19 protein-coding genes, 1 tRNA gene and 1 pseudogene are annotated in these 17843 nt (G+C 67.6%); 8 read left to right on the forward strand and 13 right to left on the reverse strand.

Annotated elements, in window-relative coordinates; genetic code table 11:
* The 6 genes and pseudogenes from MXC99_RS02170 to MXC99_RS02195 all read left to right on the forward strand — a co-directional run.
* Positions 1-382 (forward strand): annotated as a pseudogene (locus MXC99_RS02170) (hypothetical protein); the annotation flags it as partial.
* Positions 383-441: 59 nt separating this feature from the next.
* The gene (locus MXC99_RS02175; protein ID WP_247723975.1) at positions 442-1155 is read left to right on the forward strand and encodes a hypothetical protein; all 714 of its coding nucleotides are present in this window, start codon (positions 442-444) and stop codon (positions 1153-1155) included.
* Entirely contained in the window at positions 1152-1355 is a 204-nt protein-coding gene (locus MXC99_RS02180) for a hypothetical protein (RefSeq protein ID WP_247723976.1), read from the forward strand. Before MXC99_RS02175 ends, MXC99_RS02180 begins: the two co-directional genes overlap by 4 nt.
* A complete protein-coding gene (locus MXC99_RS02185; RefSeq protein ID WP_247723977.1) occupies positions 1352-1492 on the forward strand; it encodes a hypothetical protein in 141 nt (46 codons plus the stop codon). The genes MXC99_RS02180 and MXC99_RS02185 overlap by 4 nt, the downstream gene beginning before the upstream one ends.
* Positions 1489-1995: a hypothetical protein gene (locus MXC99_RS02190; RefSeq protein WP_247723978.1), complete on the forward strand. Its 507-nt coding sequence runs from the start codon at positions 1489-1491 to the stop codon at positions 1993-1995. Before MXC99_RS02185 ends, MXC99_RS02190 begins: the two co-directional genes overlap by 4 nt.
* 306 nt (positions 1996-2301) lie before the next feature.
* Complete coding sequence (locus MXC99_RS02195) at positions 2302-2568, forward strand: hypothetical protein (RefSeq protein ID WP_247723979.1); 267 nt, start codon at positions 2302-2304, stop codon at positions 2566-2568.
* 180 nt (positions 2569-2748) lie between these two features.
* On the opposite strand, the gene MXC99_RS02200 is transcribed toward MXC99_RS02195, so the two are convergent.
* The 4 genes from MXC99_RS02200 to rpsU form a co-directional block, all read right to left on the reverse strand.
* Positions 2749-2827 (reverse strand) — tRNA-Ile (locus MXC99_RS02200).
* A 27-nt stretch (positions 2828-2854) separates the two neighbouring features.
* Complete coding sequence (gene rpoD / locus MXC99_RS02205) at positions 2855-4852, reverse strand: RNA polymerase sigma factor RpoD (protein ID WP_247723980.1); 1998 nt, start codon at positions 4850-4852, stop codon at positions 2855-2857.
* Positions 4853-4901: 49 nt separating this feature from the next.
* Positions 4902-6767 (reverse strand): DNA primase, encoded by a 1866-nt coding sequence (gene dnaG / locus MXC99_RS02210; RefSeq protein ID WP_247723981.1) that lies wholly within the window; start codon positions 6765-6767, stop codon positions 4902-4904.
* Between the two features lie 145 nt (positions 6768-6912).
* Positions 6913-7125: a 30S ribosomal protein S21 gene (gene rpsU, locus MXC99_RS02215; RefSeq protein WP_004260978.1), complete on the reverse strand. Its 213-nt coding sequence runs from the start codon at positions 7123-7125 to the stop codon at positions 6913-6915.
* A gap of 136 nt (positions 7126-7261) precedes the next feature.
* Between rpsU and tsaD the strand changes: the two genes are divergently transcribed.
* Positions 7262-8296: a tRNA (adenosine(37)-N6)-threonylcarbamoyltransferase complex transferase subunit TsaD gene (tsaD, locus tag MXC99_RS02220; protein WP_247723982.1), complete on the forward strand. Its 1035-nt coding sequence runs from the start codon at positions 7262-7264 to the stop codon at positions 8294-8296.
* An 89-nt stretch (positions 8297-8385) separates the two neighbouring features.
* Here tsaD and plsY read toward each other — a convergent pair whose 3' ends face one another.
* Positions 8386-8979, reverse strand: coding sequence for a glycerol-3-phosphate 1-O-acyltransferase PlsY (plsY, locus tag MXC99_RS02225; RefSeq protein WP_247723983.1), 594 nt, complete (start codon positions 8977-8979; stop codon positions 8386-8388).
* Positions 8980-9108: 129 nt separating this feature from the next.
* Here plsY and MXC99_RS02230 point away from each other — a divergent pair, with 129 nt between their 5' ends.
* Positions 9109-9483 carry a dihydroneopterin aldolase gene (locus MXC99_RS02230; protein WP_247723984.1) on the forward strand — a complete coding sequence of 125 codons (375 nt, stop codon included), beginning with the start codon at positions 9109-9111 and terminating at the stop codon, positions 9481-9483.
* Between the two features lie 79 nt (positions 9484-9562).
* On the opposite strand, the gene MXC99_RS02235 is transcribed toward MXC99_RS02230, so the two are convergent.
* From MXC99_RS02235 to leuS, 8 genes are all read right to left on the reverse strand, one after another.
* Positions 9563-9922, reverse strand: a complete 360-nt coding sequence (locus MXC99_RS02235) for an H-NS family nucleoid-associated regulatory protein (protein WP_247723997.1) — start codon at positions 9920-9922, stop codon at positions 9563-9565.
* 179 nt (positions 9923-10101) lie between these two features.
* Positions 10102-10590 (reverse strand): Cys-tRNA(Pro) deacylase, encoded by a 489-nt coding sequence (gene ybaK / locus MXC99_RS02240; RefSeq protein ID WP_247723985.1) that lies wholly within the window; start codon positions 10588-10590, stop codon positions 10102-10104.
* A 72-nt stretch (positions 10591-10662) separates the two neighbouring features.
* Positions 10663-11559 (reverse strand): site-specific tyrosine recombinase XerD, encoded by an 897-nt coding sequence (gene xerD, locus MXC99_RS02245; protein WP_247723998.1) that lies wholly within the window; start codon positions 11557-11559, stop codon positions 10663-10665.
* A 119-nt stretch (positions 11560-11678) separates the two neighbouring features.
* Complete coding sequence (locus MXC99_RS02250) at positions 11679-12170, reverse strand: methylated-DNA--[protein]-cysteine S-methyltransferase (protein WP_247723986.1); 492 nt, start codon at positions 12168-12170, stop codon at positions 11679-11681.
* 21 nt (positions 12171-12191) lie between these two features.
* A complete protein-coding gene (locus MXC99_RS02255) occupies positions 12192-13469 on the reverse strand; it encodes a glutamate-5-semialdehyde dehydrogenase (RefSeq protein WP_247723999.1) in 1278 nt (425 codons plus the stop codon).
* A gap of 85 nt (positions 13470-13554) precedes the next feature.
* Positions 13555-14565 carry a DNA polymerase III subunit delta gene (gene holA / locus MXC99_RS02260; RefSeq protein ID WP_247723987.1) on the reverse strand — a complete coding sequence of 337 codons (1011 nt, stop codon included), beginning with the start codon at positions 14563-14565 and terminating at the stop codon, positions 13555-13557.
* Positions 14566-14587: 22 nt separating this feature from the next.
* Positions 14588-15097, reverse strand: a complete 510-nt coding sequence (lptE, locus tag MXC99_RS02265) for an LPS assembly lipoprotein LptE (RefSeq protein ID WP_247723988.1) — start codon at positions 15095-15097, stop codon at positions 14588-14590.
* Between the two features lie 70 nt (positions 15098-15167).
* A complete protein-coding gene (leuS, locus tag MXC99_RS02270) occupies positions 15168-17795 on the reverse strand; it encodes a leucine--tRNA ligase (protein WP_247723989.1) in 2628 nt (875 codons plus the stop codon).
* Between the last annotated feature and the right edge of the window lie 48 nt (positions 17796-17843).

Here is a 17843-nt window from a genome sequence, read left to right on the forward strand (position 1 = left end):
CAAGCTGCTGAACGCCCCCTGCCTGCTGAATCTGGTGCACATCGAGCGCGCCGGCAAGCAGTACGCCAACATCCTGAGCGTGTCACCCGTCCCCAAGGGCATGACCGCGCCTGAGTTGCAGGATGCCCCGGTGCTGTTCGACCTCGCCGCGCCGGACTGGAACGTCTTCGCCGGGCTGTCCTCGCGCATGCAGGAGACCGTCAGCGCCTCGCCCGAGTACCGGGCCGCCAGCGCGCCCAAGTCCGTGAGCCTGTCCGCGCCCGCCGCGAGCCGGCCCGCCCCGGCGGCCCCTGCACCCGCCGCCCCTGCGCCGGCCGCTGCGACCGCCTACGCCCCCGCTGGCGCTGGCTTTGGCGACTTTGACGACGACATCCCCTTCTGACCCCACCCGACAACGCGCCGCCGGCCCCGCGCCGGCTGGCGCACCAGGAGAACACCACCATGCAAATCTTCCTCGACATCGAGACCGCGCCGACCGAGGACGCGGACACCCTCGCCGCCATCCGCGCCGGCATCCGCCCGCCGGCCAGCTACAAGAAGCCCGAGAGCATCGCCGCCTGGCATGCCGCCGAAGGCGAAGCCGCCGCGCTGGAGGCCATCGGCCGTACGGCCCTGGACGGCGGCGCAGGGCAGGTTATCGCCATCGGGCTGGCGCTCGACAACGACCGGCCGCCTGTTGTGCTGCTGCGCAAGGACGGCGAGGCCGAAACCGAGCTGTTGCGCCAGTTCTTCGAGACGGTGGAGGGCTGGACGGCCGGCGGCGCGGTAGCGGATGCACAGGGCCGCACCCTCTGGCCGGACGCCCCGTTCTTCATCGCCCACAACGCCGCCTTCGACCTCGGCTTTCTGTGGCGGCGCTGCATCGTGCACGGCCTGCGCCCGCCCTTTGCGCTGCCCGGCCCGAGCGCCCGCCCCGGCAAGGACTACGGCTGCAGCATGATGGCGTGGGCAGGCTACCGTGAGCGCATCAGCTTGCAGGCGCTGTGCCGCGCCCTGGCACTACCCGACCCGAAGGCCGAAGGCAGCGGGGCGCAGGCGTGGCAGTGGTGGAAGGCGGGCGACCTGGAGCGGGTGGCGACCTACTGCGCCGGAGACGTGCAAGCCGTGCGCGCCATCTGGCACCGCCTCGCGCCGATGATGGGAGCCGCAGCGTGAACGCCCCCCTGACCCGCGAAATCGCCCGCAACCTGGAGCGATGCCCCGAACTGGTCGCCGCCATCGAGATTGTCGGGGGCCCCCGCAAGGGCTACCGCTTCACTGTGGCCGGTATCACCAATCCCGACACCTTCACCACACCGGCCGCCGCCCTGGCTGCCGCCCTCTGGTGCTTCGAACACGACAGGACCCCGACATGAACACCCTGCAAATCGTCCTGACCGGGCAGACCGGCATCGGCTGGAACTTCGCCATCATCCGCGACGGCCGCGCCCTGCCCGCCGCCATGCTGCAACTTCAGGCCGCATCCAGCGCCAGCAAGGAGGGCAGCCAATGACCGCCGCCCGCCTCTTCCTGGGAATCGACCCCGGCCTGTCTGGCGCGCTGGCCGTGCTGACCGACGCCGGCCGGCTGGTCGACGTGGTGAGCATGCCGACCGAGCCGCACGGCAAGAGCCGGCGCGTGTCCGGCCGCGGCGTGCGCGCCTTCCTCGACGGCATCACCGAGGCGACCGAAGGCGCGGCAATCGCGCTGTGCATGCTGGAGCAGGTGGCGAGCCGGCCCGGACAAGGCGCGCCGTCCATCTTCACCTTCGGCCGCGCCTTCGGCGTGGTGGAGGGCGTGCTGTCCGCGCTGGCCGTGCCGACCGACTATGCAACCCCGCAGACCTGGAAGCGCGCCTATGGCCTGAGCAGCGACAAGGGCGAGAGCATCAGGAAGGCATGCGACCTGATACCGGGGCTGGCCGGCTGGCCGCGACCCAAGGGACCGACGCACGACCAGGCCGAAGCCGTGCTGTTGGCCGAGTTCGCCCGCCGCCGCTGGAGCGGGAAGGGCTGACCCGCGAGGACCTGCCACCGGCCTGCATCACCCCGCCGGCCGGTGGCGTGGGTCCTTCCGAGCAGCACCCTACGCGGGTAGTTCGAACCGTGCTCTTGGGCTAGTTGAGGATTATTCCAAAGGGGGTTCTGTTAATGCATGCGCCGGCTGCGCCCCGCGACCTGGGCAGGCAGTGAAGGCCGCCGGGGACCCTGTGGCTTCCGGCTGCACAAGGGGGCGGAGAGCCTCGAAACGCAAGCAAGTAGCGTGCCAGAAAACTACTAAACTCCTCAAAAACTGAAATTCCCGCCACCGTTCCCCGTCACCATGCGCAAGACCCCGCCGCCCCTTGTGGAGCAAGCAATTCACCTTCGCCGGATGGGCCTGTCCTTCCGCGAGATTTCAGCGCGCGTGCCCGGCCTGTCGCGTAGCGCAGCGCACCGTGCCGTCCGCAATGTCCCCATCCTGCTGCGCAAGGGCAGGGGCTGGCCCGACCGGCGCGGCTGGGCCTGGGTAGAGCGCGCCGATGCGCCCGGTATCGACCCGCTGGCATGGGGTGCAATCCTGAATGCCGTAGCCGGCCCGCCGCGCTGACCGGCAGCGCGCAACCAGACCAGACCCGCCCGCGTGGCGGGTTCGTCTTTTCTGGCACGCGCCAAGCGAACCCTTCCGCGCGAGTGGCTGCATTGCCCGGATTTGGCTACATGGTGGCTACACGAAGCCGGAAGGCAAAAAGGGCAGGTCCGAAAACCTGCCCTAAGCCCCTGATTTTATTGGTGGGCCCCCTGGGAGTCGAACCCAGCACCAACGGATTATGAGTCCGCTGCTCTAACCAGGCATGAGCTAGAGGCCCGTAACTGCATTTCCTGGAACGGGGTCTTTAGGCGTCGCTGTCGAGGAAGCTCCGCAGCTTTTCCGAGCGGCTCGGGTGGCGCAGCTTGCGCAGGGCCTTGGCTTCGATCTGGCGGATACGCTCGCGGGTGACGTCGAACTGTTTGCCGACTTCTTCCAGCGTGTGGTCGGTGTTCATCTCGATGCCGAAGCGCATGCGCAGCACTTTCGCTTCGCGCGCGGTGAGCGAGTCGAGCACTTCACCGGTGGCGTCGCGCAGGCTGGAGTACATCGCCGCCTCGGCCGGGGCTAGGGTGGCGGTGTCCTCGATGAAGTCGCCGAGGTGGGAGTCGTCGTCGTCGCCGATCGGCGTTTCCATCGAGATCGGCTCCTTGGAGATCTTCATGATCTTGCGGATCTTCTCCTCGGGCATCTCCATCTTCTCGGCCAGCGTCGCCGGATCCGGTTCCTGGCCGGTCTCCTGCAGGATCTGGCGGCTGATGCGGTTCATCTTGTTGATCGTCTCGATCATGTGCACCGGGATGCGGATGGTGCGCGCCTGGTCGGCGATCGAACGGGTGATCGCCTGGCGGATCCACCACGTGGCATAGGTCGAGAATTTGTAGCCGCGGCGGTATTCGAACTTGTCCACCGCTTTCATCAGGCCGATGTTGCCTTCCTGGATCAGGTCGAGGAACTGCAGGCCGCGGTTGGTGTACTTCTTCGCGATCGAGATCACCAGGCGCAGGTTGGCCTCGGTCATTTCGCGCTTGGCGCGGCGCATCTTGGCTTCGCCGGTGGACATCTGGCGGTTGATGTCCTTGAGTTCCTTGAGCGGAATGCCGATCCGGTCCTGCAGGTCGATGAGCTTTTGCTGCTCTTCGAGCACGGCGGGATGGATGCGCATCAGGCCTTCGGCGTAGTTCTTGCCAGCGGAGATCTCGTCCTTGAGCCAGTCGAGCTTGGTTTCCTGTCCGGGGAAGATCTTGATGAAGTGCTGGCGCGGCATGCCGGCGCGGTCGACGCACAACTGCAGGATCTGGCGCTCGTGGGCGCGCACCTGTTCCACCATGTGGCGCACCGAATCGCACAGGCGCTCGATCGCCTTCGCGGTGAAGCGGATGTTGAGCAGTTCGTCGGAAATCCGCTGCTGCAGGGCGAGGTAGGAGAGGTCCTGGGAGCCTTTCTTCTCCAGGGTCGCCATCTTCTCGACGTACAGCGCACGGATGACTTCGAAGCGGGCCAGGGCGTCGTTCTTGAGCTGCAGCAGGGATGCGGCATTGGCGCTCTCGGCGCTGCTGTCGTCATCGTCGTCGCTGTCGCCGTCGCCGTCGCTGCTGTCGTCGTCGGTGCCGATGGCGGCGCTGCCGGCGTCGTCCTCACTGTCGTCCGCGGCGGCTTCCTCGCCATTGGCGTTCGGGTCGATGAGGCCGTCGATGAGTTCGTCGATCTTCGCTTCGTCGCGGGCGACCCGGTCGACGATCTCGAGCATCTCGGCGATCGTCGTCGGGCATGCGGAGATTGCCTGCACCATGTGCTTGAGGCCGTCTTCGATGCGCTTGGCGATTTCGATCTCGCCTTCGCGGGTGAGCAGCTCGACCGTGCCCATCTCGCGCATGTACATGCGCACCGGGTCGGTGGTGCGGCCGAACTCGGAATCGACCGAGGAGAGCGCCTGCTCGGCTTCCTCTTCGGCGACGTCCTCGTCGACGTTGGCCGCGACGCTGTCGGACATCAGCAGGTCTTCGGCCGCGGGGGCCTCGTCGTAGACCTGGATCCCCATGTTGTTGAAGGTCGCGATGATGCCTTCGATCTGTTCGGCATCGGCGACATCGTCGGGCAGGTGGTCGCTGATCTCGGCATAGGTCAGGTAGCCGCGCTCCTTGCCGAGCGTGATCAGGGTTTTAAGTCGGGTACGTCGCACCTCGGCGTCGAGTGGTGCGACGACGGGGTTTTCGACGACCGGGGCGACCTTGTCTTTCGCTTTCGAGGCGCGGCTCTTGCTGACGCCGTCCTTGCGCGAATCCTTGGCTTTTTCGCGTGCCATGGCACTCCTCGGGTGAGGGTGTAAGAAAATGGAGAAACCCGAAATTGTACTATAGATCGGGGGTGTTTCCGCCGCTCGACAGCTTCCGCTTCTCGATCAGCAGCTCTGCCAGGCGGTGCCGCGCGGCACTGTCGAGGCCGGTTTCGCGGTCTTTTCGCAGCAGGGCGTCGATTTCGGCAGCCAGGCTGTCGGCACCGAGCTTGCGCAGGGTGTCTTCGAAAATCAGCTCGATCACCCCTTCGTCGAATTCCGTTTCGACGAGTTCCGCGGCGACTTTCGACAGTGTGTTGTAGTGTGGGGTGTCGCGGAAGTGCTCGATGAGCGCGCCCAGGCCGCCGGCTGGAACCGGTTCGCCGAGGCTGAGGAGGTCGATGATGGCGATCAGGGCGCCGCCTTCGGCACCCTGATCGGGGATCAGCCCCACCGGCAGGCGGGCAGCCCAGGCCGGGTGCTGGAGGACCAGGCGCAGCAGGGTGCCGATGGTCGAGGGGGGCTTGCGCCGACCGGCCGGGCGCGGCCGGCCCGGCGCCGCTCGGCGCAGTGCGCCGCCGAAACCGCGCGGGGACGGGGGCACGGGCCTGGACTGCGGGGCGTCGGGCGCTATTTCGTCCCGCCTGCGCCGGTGTTCCGTGCGTGTGGCGAAGACCTCGAGCGATTCTTCCACTTCCGCCTGGGTGAGGCCGCTTTTTTCTGCGACCGATTTCACCACCTGCAGGCGCAGCAGCGGTGCCGCGATGCGGCGGACGAGGGGGGCGGCTTCGTGCACGAAGGCGGCGCGCCCTTCGGCGCTGTCCAGCGGGTGGCGTTCCGCCAGCTCCTGGATCAGGAAGGCCGCCAGCGGGGTGGCGGCCGTGGCCGCCTGGCGGAAGGCGTCGGCGCCGTGGGCGCGCACGAAGGAGTCGGGGTCGTGCTCGGCGGGCAGGAACAGGAAGGCCAGGGTGGCATCGTCGCGCAGGGATTCGAGCGCGTTTTCCAGGGCCCGCCAGGCGGCACGGCGCCCGGCAGCGTCGCCGTCGAAGCAGAATACGACGCGGTCGGTCTGGCGCAGCAGGGTGTGGATGTGCTGTGCCGTGGTAGCGGTGCCCAAGGTGGCGACCGCGTTCTCGATGCCGTACTGGGCGAGGGCGACGACATCCATGTAGCCTTCCACCACCACCGCGAAGCTGCTGTCGCGAATCGCCTTTTGTGCCAGGAAGAAACCGTAGAGCTCCCGTCCTTTTTCGAACAGCGGCGTCTCGGGCGAATTCAGATACTTCGGCTCGCCGCTGTCGATCACGCGCCCGCCGAGGGCGATGATGCGCCCGCGGCGGTCGTGGATCGGGAAGATGATGCGGTTGCGGAAACGGTCGTAGCGCCGGCCCTGGTCGTTGTCGATGACCAGTCCGGCCTCGGCGAGCGTCTTCGCCTGGTAGTCGGGGAAGGGGCGCTGCAGCGCCTGCCATTCGTCCGGGGCGTAGCCGAGGCCGAAGCGGGCGGCGATCTCGCCCGACAGGCCGCGGCGCTTCAGGTAGGCGACGGCAGCGGGGGCGTGCTTGAGCTGCTCGCGGTAAAAGCGCGCGGCGCTGGCCATGGCCGCGTACAGGCGCTCGCTGCCGTCGTCATGGACTGCGCTGCTGCTGCGGCCGTCGTCCGGGACCTGCAGGCCGGCCTGGCCGGCGAGCTCCTTGACCGCGTCGATGAAGCCGAGGCCGTTGTATTCCATCAGGAAGCCGATCGCGCTGCCGTGTACGCCGCAGCCGAAGCAGTGATAGAACTGCTTCGAAGGGCTGACCGAGAACGAGGGGGATTTCTCGCCGTGGAAGGGGCAGCAGGCGAAATAGTTCGCCCCGCTTTTTTTCAGCGGCAGATGGCGTTCGATGACATCGACGATGTCGATGCGCGACAGCAGTTCCTGAACGAAGGACTGGGGGATCATCAAGCGCGCGGCCGAAGCTGCGGATGGAGGAGGCGGGGAGCGAAGGCCATGCCGAAGGCGAACACGCAAAAGCATCACGCCGGGCGAGGGTCTGGAAACCTTCGGCCGGCGTGCAAGGCAGCCCGCAGTGCGGGCGCGAGGCGAATCAGTACAGCTTCGGCGGCAGCATCTGGCTGCGCAGGCGCTTGTGGTTGCGCTTGACGGCGGCGGCCAGCTTGCGCTTGCGTTCGGCAGTGGGCTTCTCGTAGAACTCGCGCGAGCGCAGCTCGGTCAGCACACCGGTCTTCTCGATGGTGCGCTTGAAGCGGCGGATCGCAACCTCGAACGGCTCGTTTTCCTTGACGCGGATACCGGGCATTGCGGATTTCCTTGGGTGTCTGGTGGGCAGAAAGACGACGAATATAAACGAGGCCGGACGAGATGGCAAGGGCGCGGTCGTCGCAGCGGAACAGCCTGCGGTTAGAATGCGGCATCGAATCAAGCGGATGCATCCCATGAAAGTTCTCGGCATCGAAACCTCCTGCGACGAAACCGGCGTGGCGATCTACGACACCGGGGCGGGGCTGCTCGCGCACAATCTGCATTCGCAGATCGACCTGCATGCGGTCTATGGCGGCGTGGTGCCCGAGCTTGCTTCGCGGGACCACATCCGCCACCTGCCGCTGCTGCTCAAGCGGACCCTGGCTGAAGCCGGGATCGACGCTGGCCGGATCGATGCCGTCGCCTATACGGCCGGGCCGGGGCTGGCGGGGGCGCTGCTGGTCGGTGCGAGCGTGGCCGAGTCCTTCGCGCTCGCACGCGGCATTCCGGCGCTCCCGATCCATCACCTCGAAGGTCACCTGCTGTCTCCGCTGCTTGCCGCCGACCCGCCCGCCTTTCCCTTTGTCGCCCTGCTGGTCTCGGGCGGCCATACCCAGCTGATGCGGGTGCGCGGGGTGGGGGACTATGCGCTGCTGGGCGAGTCGGTCGACGATGCTGCCGGCGAGGCGTTCGACAAGACGGCCAAGCTGCTCGGTCTCGGCTACCCCGGCGGGCCGCAGCTGGCGAAGCTGGCCGAGCAGGGGCGGCCAGGGCAGTTCCGCCTGCCACGGCCGATGCTGCATTCGGGGGATCTCGATTTCAGCTTCAGCGGACTGAAGACAGCCGTGCTCAACGTGGTCTCGGCGCCGGACTGGCACCCCCGGCAGGCTGCCGACCTAGCGGCCGAATTCCAGCAGGCGGTGGTCGAGGTGCTGTGTGCGAAAGCACTCGCCGCGCTGAAGAAGGTGGGACTGAAGACGCTGGTGGTGGCCGGTGGCGTGGGCGCCAACCGTTGCCTGCGCGAAACCCTGGATGCGGCGCTGGCGCGGCGCGGCGGGCGGGTGCATTACCCCGAGCCGGCCTTATGCACCGACAACGGGGCGATGATTGCGTTTGCCGGGGCCCTGCGCTTTGCCGCCGGCGAGCGCGGAGCGAAGATTGCGACGGTGAGCATCCGCCCCCGCTGGCCGATGACTGAACTGCGCCCGCCGCGCACTCCCGCCGCCTGAAAGGGCGTGCTGCGCGCGCCTGTCGCCCGGGGGCGGGGCGGCGGACCACTCTCCCGGGCGGCTTCTCCCGCCCGTGCGCGGGGCGGATCCTAGCTTTTGCCGCCGCCGATCTTGCCTTCGGTGCCCGCGCGCAGGCGGACGATGTTCGTCTTGTGCCGCCAGATCAGCACGGCTGCCATCACCGCCAGTGCCGCCACGGCGGGTTGCGGGCCGAGAAAAAGCAGGCCGGCGAGGGGGGCCGCCACCGCCGCCGAGAGCGCCGCCACCGAAGAGTAGCGCGAAGTGTAGGCGATCATCAGCCAGATCACCGCACAGAAGATCGCAATCCGGCCATCCACTCCGGCGAGCACGCCCAGTGCAGTAGCGACCCCCTTGCCGCCGTTGAAGCGCAGGAACACGCTGAAGACGTGGCCGAGAAATGCGGCGAGGCCGGCGAGGGCGGCCTGGTCGATGCCGAAACCGAGTTCTCCGGCCGCCCATACCGCCAGCCAGCCTTTCAGACTGTCGCCGAGCAAGGTCAGCGCAGCTGCAACCTTGCTGCCGCTGCGCAGCACATTGGTTGCGCCCGGGTTGCCGGAGCCGTAGCGACGCGGGTCCTGCAGGCCGAACAGCTTGCTGGTGACAATGGCGAAGGGGATCGAGCCGAGCAGGTATGCGGCAAGGAGAAGAAGTAGCAGCGACATCATGGCTCCACCGCCCGGCAGTTCAGGGCGGGTCGAAAAATTGAGAAGTGCGTGTGCGCGGTGCGTGCAGCATTATGGCGGAGCCGGGCAGGCACGTTAGAATCGCAGCGATTCTAAACGGGAAGCAGCATGGATTTCATCTTCATCGAAGAATTGCGCGTCAAGGCCTGGGTCGGCATCTACGAGCGTGAAAAGACCGGGCCGCAGACGGTCGAGCTCAATCTGACCTTCGGCGTGCCCGATTCGGCCGCGGAGCATGACGATATCGGCGACACCATCGATTATGCCGAGGTTGCGGCGCGCATCCGGCGCGAGCTCGGCGAGCGCCATTTCAATCTCATCGAAAGTCTCGGTGAATATGTCGTCCGAATGTTATTCGAAGAGTTCGGCGCTCCCTGGGTCAAGCTCAAGGTGGCCAAGATCGGCGTGATGAAGGACGTGCGCCGGGTCGGCGTGTATATCCAGCGTGGCCGGGCGGGCGTGGTCGTGCCGCCGACGGCATGAAAAGCAACGCTCCGGAGCTTGTCTGCAAGCGTTGCCGAGCATGTCTGTTTGCGGGCGGACTGTCACCGGATGCTGCGGGTCAGGCGGCGAGTTCTTCCAGTGATTTGCCTTGGGCGATCCAGTCCAGCGCCCATTGCGGTTTGCGCCCGCGGCCGCTCCAGCCCTGATCGGGATTGGCCGGGTTGCGATATTTGACCACGCTTGCCGGTTTCGCCTTCTTTCCGGGGGCGCGACGGGCGCGTTTGGCGGCAGGTTTGGCTTCGGCGACCGGTGCCGCGGTTTCGAGCAGGTCGTCCAGCGTCAGCCCTTCGTCGGCCGCCATTTTCTGCATGCGCTTGAGTAGGGTGCGGCGGGTCGTGTCGCTGCGGCGGCGAATTTCATTTTCGATTCGGGCCTGCAGGCGACGCAGTTCGGGCAAGGTGTAGCTGGACAGATCCATGATTTCTCCGTTGAGGGAATTGATCAAACCGCTTATGCCGGAATCAGGGTGCATTCCAGTATTCGATTTGCCGAGATTCTGCCACCGCTTCAATGGAAATGGAAATGCCTGATCACAGAAAAATATGTTTTGCTCCGGTTCCGGATTGGGGAAACGGTATCCGGCGAGTCGTTTTCTGCTCAATTGGCCGCATGAACCAGTTTCGGATGCAGGGCGCGCAGGAGATCGTGGGGGTGAATCCCTACCAGAAAACCGCGGCGTCCGCCGTTGATGTAGATCAGCGGCAGGTCGAGAATGGTGCGCTCCATATATAGAGGCATTTGTTTGCGGGTACCAAAAGGCGACGTGCCGCCGACCAGATAGCCGGTGTGGCGATTGGCAGTTTCCGGCTTGCAAGGCTCGACGTGCTTGCATGGAATCTGGCGTGCGAGCTCTTTCGTCGATACCTTGCAGTCGCCGTGCATCAGCACGATCAGCGGCTGCGCCTTTTCGTCCTCCATGATCAGCGTCTTGATTACGGCATGCTCGCTGACATTGAGTTCGCGCGACGAGACGGCGGTTCCGCCGTGTTCTTCGTAATCGTACAAATGGCTGGAAAAGGCGATTCCCCGCTGGCGCAAAAAGCGTGTAGCCGGTGTTTCGGGAGGGTGGGTTTCGCGTTTGCTCATGATTCCTGCCAGGGTGATGAAATTCCACTGACGCCCGTATCCGGGCAAATGCCCCGGGGCCGGTATGGGTAATCAGCCGCGCGGATGATGTGCGGCATGCAGTTGCTTGAGTCGCTCGCGTGCGACATGGGTATAGACCTGCGTGGTCGAAATGTCCGCGTGCCCCAGCAGTAATTGCACTACGCGCAAATCGGCGCCATGGTTCAATAAATGAGTGGCGAAGGCATGGCGCAGCGTATGAGGGGAAATGCATTCGCGCGCGATGCCTGCGCTCATGGCGTATTGTTTAATGATGCGCCAGAACATCTGCCTTGTCATGCCGCCTCCCAGGCGGGTGACGAACACTTCGTCGCAACTGCGCCCCGCCAGCAGGGCAGGGCGGGCCTGGCCGGTGTAGCGCAACAGCCAGTCGGCGGCGATTTCTCCGAGCGGGACCAGGCGCTCCTTGCTGCCTTTGCCCATTACCCGCAGCACGCCTTCGTTGAGCCCGACTGCGAACACCTTTAGCCCGACCAGTTCGGAAACGCGCAGGCCCGTGGCGTAGAGCACTTCCACCATGCAGCGGTCGCGCAGGCCTTGCGGAGTATCGGTATCGGGCGCGCCCAGCAGGGCTTCGACCTGGGCCTCGCTGAGGGTTTTCGGGAAGCGCGCGGACGCCACCGGCGAATCGAGCAGCAGGGTCGGGTCTTCGCCGATCTCGCGGTTCCCCAGCAGCATGCGGTAATAGCGCCGCCAGGCCGCGAGCAGGCGGCGCTGGCTGGCCGGTTTTGCGCTGCGGCTGAATTCGGCCAGGTAGCCGGCCAGCGCGCCGGCATCGGCCGTGGGCAGGAGCTGGCCGCGTAGCTCCAGCCAGGCGGCGAAGCGGGCCAGGTCGGAGCGATAGCCGGCCAGGGTGTTCGGCGCCAGACCGTGCTCGAGCCACAGCGTGTCGGCGAAGCGGTCGAGTTCGCTGCGGTGCCGTGGCTGCAGCCCCGATTCGCGCGCTGGCGGGCGTGTGCCGGCGGTGGCCGGGCGGCGTTCCGTTGCCGCCGCCTTCCCCGACGCGCGTCTGCGGCCGGGGCGCTGGATCGGCGCGGGGCCGGACGTGTTCACTGCGCGCTTTCGTGCGCCAGCAGCCAGCGCTTGACCTGCAGCAACCAGCCGTCGCGGGCGTTGGCGAAACCGCCAGGGCCGCTTGCCGCGGTGACGCGGTGGCAGGGAACGATCAGCGGAAAGGGGTTTGCCCCGCACGCCTGGCCGACCGCCCGTGCAGCGCTGCCGAGGCGGGTGGCGAGTTCGCCGTAGGTGGCGGTGCGGCCGGGCGCGATCGTGCTGATCTGGGCCCAGACCCGCTGCTGGAACGGAGTGCCGCAGCGGGCAAGGGGAACCGGGAAGGGAAGCTCCGGGGCCTCGATCCAGGCCCGCAGCCCGTGCGCGGCCGCGCCCGCGGTATCGTTGCGCGGCGGCAGCAGCGCCGTGCCGGGCGGCAGGAACACCAGCTCGTTTACCGTGCCCTGGCCGGCACGAATGCCGAAGGGGCCGAACGGCAAGGCGATCACGGCATCGAAGCCGTCATCGCCAGGTGGGTGGGCGTTCGTCATCGGAGCAAGCGCGGGGCGCACTCAGCGGCGGATTTCGCCGTTGCCGAAGACGATCCACTTCTGGCTGGTCAGGCCTTCCAGTCCGACCGGACCGCGGGCGTGGATCTTGTCGGTGGAAATGCCGATCTCGGCGCCGAGACCGTATTCGAAGCCGTCGGCGAAGCGGGTCGAAGCATTGACCATCACCGAGGACGAATCGACTTCGCGCAGAAAGCGCATCGCGTGGGTGTAGTTCTCGGTGACGATCGCCTCGGTGTGGCCGGAACTGTAGGCATTGACGTGCGCGATCGCTTCGTCGATGTCGGCGACGACCTTCACCGCGATGATCGGGGCAAGGTATTCCTCGCGCCAGTCGGCCTCGGTGGCAGCGACCAGCCTGCCGGCCTCCACTCCGGCTTCGCGCAACAGCGCGAGCGATTCGGCGCAGCCGCGCATCTCCACCCCCTTGGCGGCGAGCATGTGACCGATCGCGGGAAGGTAGAGGTCGGCGACGTCGCGCGCGACGAGCAGCGACTCGGCGGTGTTGCAGGTGCCGTAGCGCTGGGTCTTGGCGTTGTCGACGATCGGCACGACCTTGACGGGGTCGGCCTCATCGTCGATATAGACGTGGCAGTTGCCGTCGAGGTGCTTGATCACCGGCACCCGGGCGTCCTTCGCGATGCGCTCGATCAGACCCTTGCCGCCGCGCGGCACGATGACGTCGACGAACTCGGGCATCGTGATCAGCTCGCCGACCGCGGCGCGGTCGGTGGTCTCGACCACCTGCACCGCGTGCTCGGGCAGGCCGGCGGCGACCAGTCCGGCGCGCACGCAGGCGGCGATCGCGCGGTTGGCGTGGATCGCCTCCTTGCCGCCGCGCAGGATCGCAGCGTTGCCCGACTTCAGGCACAGCGCTGCGGCGTCGGCGGTGACGTTGGGGCGGGCTTCGTAGATGATCCCGATCACGCCCAGCGGCACCCGCATCTTGCCGACCTGGATGCCGGAGGGGCGGCGCTTGACGTCGGTGATCTCGCCGACCGGGTCGGGCAGGGCGGCGATCTGCTCGAGCCCCGCGGCCATCGCCTCGATGCCTTTTTCGTTCAGGGTCAGGCGGTCGATGAGCGTCGCTTCCAGGCCGCCGGCGCGGGCCTCGTCGAGGTCACGGGCGTTGGCCGCGAGGAGCGCGTCGCGGCGGGTGCGGATTTCGCCCGCCATGGCGAGGAGGGCGGCGTTCTTGTCCCCGGTGCTCGCGGCGGCGAGCCGGCGCGAGGCGGCGCGGGCCTGGCGGCCCAGGGTGTGCATGTAGTCGTGGATGTCCATCTCGGTGTCTTTCGGCTTCAAGGTGCGCAGGGCAAGCGTCAATTAGAACATCGAACGCCGGTTTCGTGCTGGCGCCGGTGTGCGGTCAGCGGCGTTGGGCCAGCCGCAGGCTGAGCTGGAGAAATTCGTCCCAGATGTCGCCGGGAGCGAGGCCCTTGATGATGCGGTCGATGCGTGCGGCGTGCATCAGCGCGGCGCGCAGGCCACCCTGGGTGAGGCGCGCCAGGGCGCGGCCGACGGCCTGCTGGCGGCGCGGCTCGAAAACCCGCTCGGCCTTGAACAGTGCCGCCAGCGGCTGGCCGGCGTCCTGCCCGGCGCGCAGCGCGGCGAGGGTGCGCGTTTCGCTGGCCAGCGCCCACAGCACCAGCGGCGGCGCCGCGCCTTCGCCGCGCAGGCCGTCGAGCAGGCGGGCGCAGCGCACCGGATCGCCTTCGACCACGGCCTGGCGCAGTTTGTCGATGTCGTAGCGGGCGACGTTGAGCACCGCGTCCTGCACCTGTTCCAGGCTCAGCACGCCTTCCGGGTGGAGCAGGCCGAGCTTGAGGATCTCCTGGTGGGCGGCGAGCAGGTTGCCTTCGACGTGCTCGGCGATGAAGGCCAGCGCCTCGGGCGCGGCGGACTGCTTCTGCGTGGCGAGGCGGGAGCCGATCCACTGGGGCAGACGTTCGCGCTCGGGAGCGTCGAGCTCGATGCAGCTCGCAGCTTCGGCTACGGCCTTGAACCAGCCCGTCTTGCGCGTCTGCCAGTCGATTTCAGGCAAGGTCAGCAGGGTCAGGGTCTGCGCCGGCGGGGCGGCGACGTAGCGCTGCAGGGCTTCGCCGCCGTCGCGCCCGGGCTTGCCGGTGGGAATGCGCAGGTCGATCAGCTTGGCGCTGCCGAACAGCGACAGGTTGCCGGCGGCCAGCGCCAGTGCATCCCACTTGAACCCCTGGCCGACGACCAGGGTCTCGCGCTCCGCATAGCCCTGCCGGCGCGCCGCGGCGCGGATCGCGTCGGCCGCTTCGAGCACGAGCAGCGGCTCGTTGCCATGCACCATCCACAGCGCAGCGAGCGGCCGTTCGAGCTGGGCAGCGAGCTGGTCGGGACGCAGATTCACGTGAAGATCCGGGCGGCGGGGTTCAGCCGGGGCGGCTCGTGGTGGCGAGCCGGCGCATCAACTGCTGCACCAGGTCGTTCTGCATGTCGCGGTAGAGCAGTTCTTCTTCCTGCTCCTTGCCCAGTACCTGGCTGTCGTCGAACGTGTATTCGCGCCGGACCGTCAGGGCGGTGGGCGGGATCAAGGGCTGCCCGCCCTTGTCCAGCAGCTGGAAGCGCAGGGTCTGGGTGAGCTGGTACTCGCGCACCTTGCCGGCGCCGGTGAGGCTGAGGATCTCACGCCCGCGGTCGTTGGCGAGGATCCGCAGGCGGGCTTCGGCGTCCTGTTCGTTCTCGGTGACGGTGGTCGTGCCGGTGGTGGCGATCATGCGTCGCAGCCGGGTGCCGAGCTCGGTCTGCGCCGGGGGGTCGATGTGCACGGAGGCGAAGCCGAGCCGCTGCGGCCCGCGCAGATGGAAGCCGCAGCCGGACAGTGCCAGTGCGGCCAGTCCGCTGCCGGCCAGCAGAAGGCGGCGGCGGGCCGCGTCCGGCATGTCTCCGTGCTCCGGGGCGGGGCCGGCGGCATGGGCGGGGGGGGGCGGGCGGACGGGCATGAGGCGTTCCTCAGGCGACGATGTTGACGAGGCGGCCGGGAACGACCACGACCTTCTTTGCCGCGCGGCCTTCCATGAATTTCCGTGCCGCTTCGCTGGCGAGCGCGAGGGCCTCGATGTCGGCCTTGGTCGCATCGGCGGCGACCTGGATACTGCCGCGCAGCTTGCCGTTGACCTGGAGCATCAGCTCGACTTCGTCCTGCCTGAGCGCCGCCTCGCAGACTTCCGGCCAGCCGGCGGCGAGGATGTCGGCGCCGAAGCCGCAGTCCTGCCACAGCGCGTGGCAGATGTGCGGCGCGATCGGCGACAGCAGGCGGAGCAGGATGGAGAGGCCTTCCTCGGCGACTTCGGCGTGCGCGGCGGCGTCGCTCGGAGCGAGTTCCTTGTGCGCTTTCTCCAGCGCGTTGAGGATCTTCATCGCCGCCGACACCACGGTGTTGAACTGGTGCTTGCCGAAATCGTAGCTCGCCTGCTTGAGATGGGTGTGGATCTCGCGGCGCACGTCGGCGGCCGCGGGAGGCAACGCGCTGGCGGTGATGCGGCGCTCGGTGGGGAGGGCGGCGCGGGTGGCGGTGGCGAAGGCGTGGCCGTAGTTCCACACCCGGCGCAGGAAGCGCGAGGCGCCCTCGACGCCGGAATCCGACCATTCCAGTTGCTGGTCGGGCGGTGCGGCGAACATCATGAACAGGCGCGCGGTGTCGGCGCCGTACTGGTCCACGAGCGATTGCGGGTCGACGCCGTTGTTCTTCGACTTCGACATCTTCTCGGTGCCGCCGATGACCACCGGCAGGCCGTCGGCTTCGAGCTTCGCGGCGACGATGCGGCCGCGCTCGTCGCGCTCGACCACCACGTCGGCGGGGTTGATCCACTGCTTCTTGCCGCCGTCCAGTTCGCGGTAATAGGTCTCGGCCACCACCATGCCCTGGGTGAGCAGGGCGGTGAAGGGTTCGGAGACCTGGGTCAGGCCGCAGTCGCGCATCGCCCGGGTGAAGAAGCGCGAGTACAGCAGGTGCAGGATCGCGTGCTCGATGCCGCCGATGTACTGGTCGACCGGTGCCCAGTAGTTCACCCGCTCATCGAGCATCGCGCCGGCGTTGTCGGCGCAGGCGTAGCGCAGGAAGTACCACGAGGACTCGACGAAAGTGTCCATCGTGTCGGTCTCGCGCTTCGCCGGCTGGCCGCACTTCGGGCAGCTGCATTCGTAGAACGCGGGCATCTTCGCCAGCGGCGAGCCGCGGCCGGTGACGGCGACGTTCTCGGGCAGCACCACCGGCAGCTCTTCGTCGGGCACCGGCACGTCGCCGCAGTCGGCGCAGTGGATCATCGGGATCGGGCAGCCCCAGTAGCGCTGACGCGAGATGCCCCAGTCGCGCAGCCGGTACTGCACGCGCTTGGCGCCCAGGCCGCGGGCGGCGAGGTCGGCGGCGATGGCATCGACTGCGCCCTGGAAGTCCAGCCCGTCGTACTTGCCGGAATTCACCAGGCGGCCGTAGTCGGCGTAGGCGTCCTGCCAGGGGGCGGCGGTGTCGGCGTAGGCCTCCGAGGCGACGACCATGCGGATCGGCAGTTCGTACTTGGTGGCGAAGGCGAAGTCGCGCTCGTCGTGCGCCGGCACCGCCATCACCGCGCCTTCGCCGTAGCCCATCAGCACGTAGTTGGCGACCCACACTTCGAGCCGCTCGCCCGACAGCGGATGCACCACCTTCAGGCCGGTGGGCATGCCTTTCTTTTCCATCGTCGCCAGGTCGGCTTCGGCGACGCCGCCGTGCTTGCACTCGTCGACGAAGGCCGCCAGCGCCGGGTTGGCCGCTGCGGCCTGGGTGGCGAGCGGGTGCTCGGCGGCGACGGCGACGTAGGTGGCGCCCATCAGGGTGTCGGCGCGGGTGGTGAACACCTTCAGCACGCCGTCGTGGCCGATGCTGGCCGGATCGAACGGGAAGTGGATCTCGACCCCCTCGGAGCGCCCGATCCAGTTCTTCTGCATCAGCTTGACCTGCTCCGGCCAGTCGGGCAGATCGTCCAGTGCGGCGAGCAGCTCGTCGGCGTAGGCGGTGATCCTCATGTAGTACATGGGGATCTCGCGCTTCTCGACGAGTGCGCCCGAGCGCCAGCCGCGGCCGTCGATGACCTGCTCGTTGGCGAGTACGGTCTCGTCCACCGGGTCCCAGTTCACCGTGCCGAGTTTCTTGTAGATCAGGCCCTTCTCGAACAGGCGGGTGAACAGCCACTGCTCCCAGCGGTAGTACTCGGGGGTGCAGGTGGCGAGTTCGCGCGACCAGTCGAGGGCGAAGCCGAGGCGTTTCAGCTGCGCCTTCATGTAGTCGATGTTGGCGTAGGTCCACTGCGCCGGGGGCACGTTGTTCTGGATCGCGGCATTCTCGGCGGGCATGCCGAAGGCGTCCCAGCCCATCGGCTGCAGCACGTTGAAGCCCTTCATGCGGTGGAAGCGTGCGAGTACGTCGCCGATCGTGTAATTGCGCACGTGCCCCATGTGCAGCTTGCCCGAAGGGTAGGGGAACATCGACAGGCAGTAGTACTTGGGCTTGCTCGCGTCTTCGCTCACGCGGAAGGCGTCGGTGGAGTCCCAGTGCTGCTGGGCGGCCGTCTCGACGGCGGCGGGCTGGTATTTGTCCTGCATGGGCGTGCTGGCTGACCGGATGGCGTTGAAAACACGCCAGTATACCGC

Origin of the sequence: Thauera aromatica, assembly GCF_023093595.1 — a bacterium.
Lineage (GTDB): Bacteria > Pseudomonadota > Gammaproteobacteria > Burkholderiales > Rhodocyclaceae > Thauera > Thauera aromatica_A.

Bases quoted from the DNA above. Each gene is read 5' to 3' on its own strand.
- MXC99_RS02175 (WP_247723975.1), top strand. From the start codon at position 442: ATGCAAATCTTCCTCGACATCGAGACCGCGCCGACCGAGGACGCGGAC.
- MXC99_RS02185 (WP_247723977.1), top strand. From the start codon at position 1,352: ATGAACACCCTGCAAATCGTCCTGACCGGGCAGACCGGCATCGGCTGG.
- MXC99_RS02190 (WP_247723978.1), top strand. From the start codon at position 1,489: ATGACCGCCGCCCGCCTCTTCCTGGGAATCGACCCCGGCCTGTCTGGC.
- MXC99_RS02195 (WP_247723979.1), top strand. From the start codon at position 2,302: ATGCGCAAGACCCCGCCGCCCCTTGTGGAGCAAGCAATTCACCTTCGC.
- rpoD (WP_247723980.1), bottom strand. From the start codon at position 4,852: ATGGCACGCGAAAAAGCCAAGGATTCGCGCAAGGACGGCGTCAGCAAG.
- dnaG (WP_247723981.1), bottom strand. From the start codon at position 6,767: ATGATCCCCCAGTCCTTCGTTCAGGAACTGCTGTCGCGCATCGACATC.
- rpsU (WP_004260978.1), bottom strand. From the start codon at position 7,125: ATGCCCGGTATCCGCGTCAAGGAAAACGAGCCGTTCGAGGTTGCGATC.
- tsaD (WP_247723982.1), top strand. From the start codon at position 7,262: ATGAAAGTTCTCGGCATCGAAACCTCCTGCGACGAAACCGGCGTGGCG.
- plsY (WP_247723983.1), bottom strand. From the start codon at position 8,979: ATGTCGCTGCTACTTCTTCTCCTTGCCGCATACCTGCTCGGCTCGATC.
- MXC99_RS02230 (WP_247723984.1), top strand. From the start codon at position 9,109: ATGGATTTCATCTTCATCGAAGAATTGCGCGTCAAGGCCTGGGTCGGC.
- MXC99_RS02235 (WP_247723997.1), bottom strand. From the start codon at position 9,922: ATGGATCTGTCCAGCTACACCTTGCCCGAACTGCGTCGCCTGCAGGCC.
- ybaK (WP_247723985.1), bottom strand. From the start codon at position 10,590: ATGAGCAAACGCGAAACCCACCCTCCCGAAACACCGGCTACACGCTTT.
- MXC99_RS02250 (WP_247723986.1), bottom strand. From the start codon at position 12,170: ATGACGAACGCCCACCCACCTGGCGATGACGGCTTCGATGCCGTGATC.
- MXC99_RS02255 (WP_247723999.1), bottom strand. From the start codon at position 13,469: ATGGACATCCACGACTACATGCACACCCTGGGCCGCCAGGCCCGCGCC.
- lptE (WP_247723988.1), bottom strand. From the start codon at position 15,097: ATGCCGGACGCGGCCCGCCGCCGCCTTCTGCTGGCCGGCAGCGGACTG.
- leuS (WP_247723989.1), bottom strand. From the start codon at position 17,795: ATGCAGGACAAATACCAGCCCGCCGCCGTCGAGACGGCCGCCCAGCAG.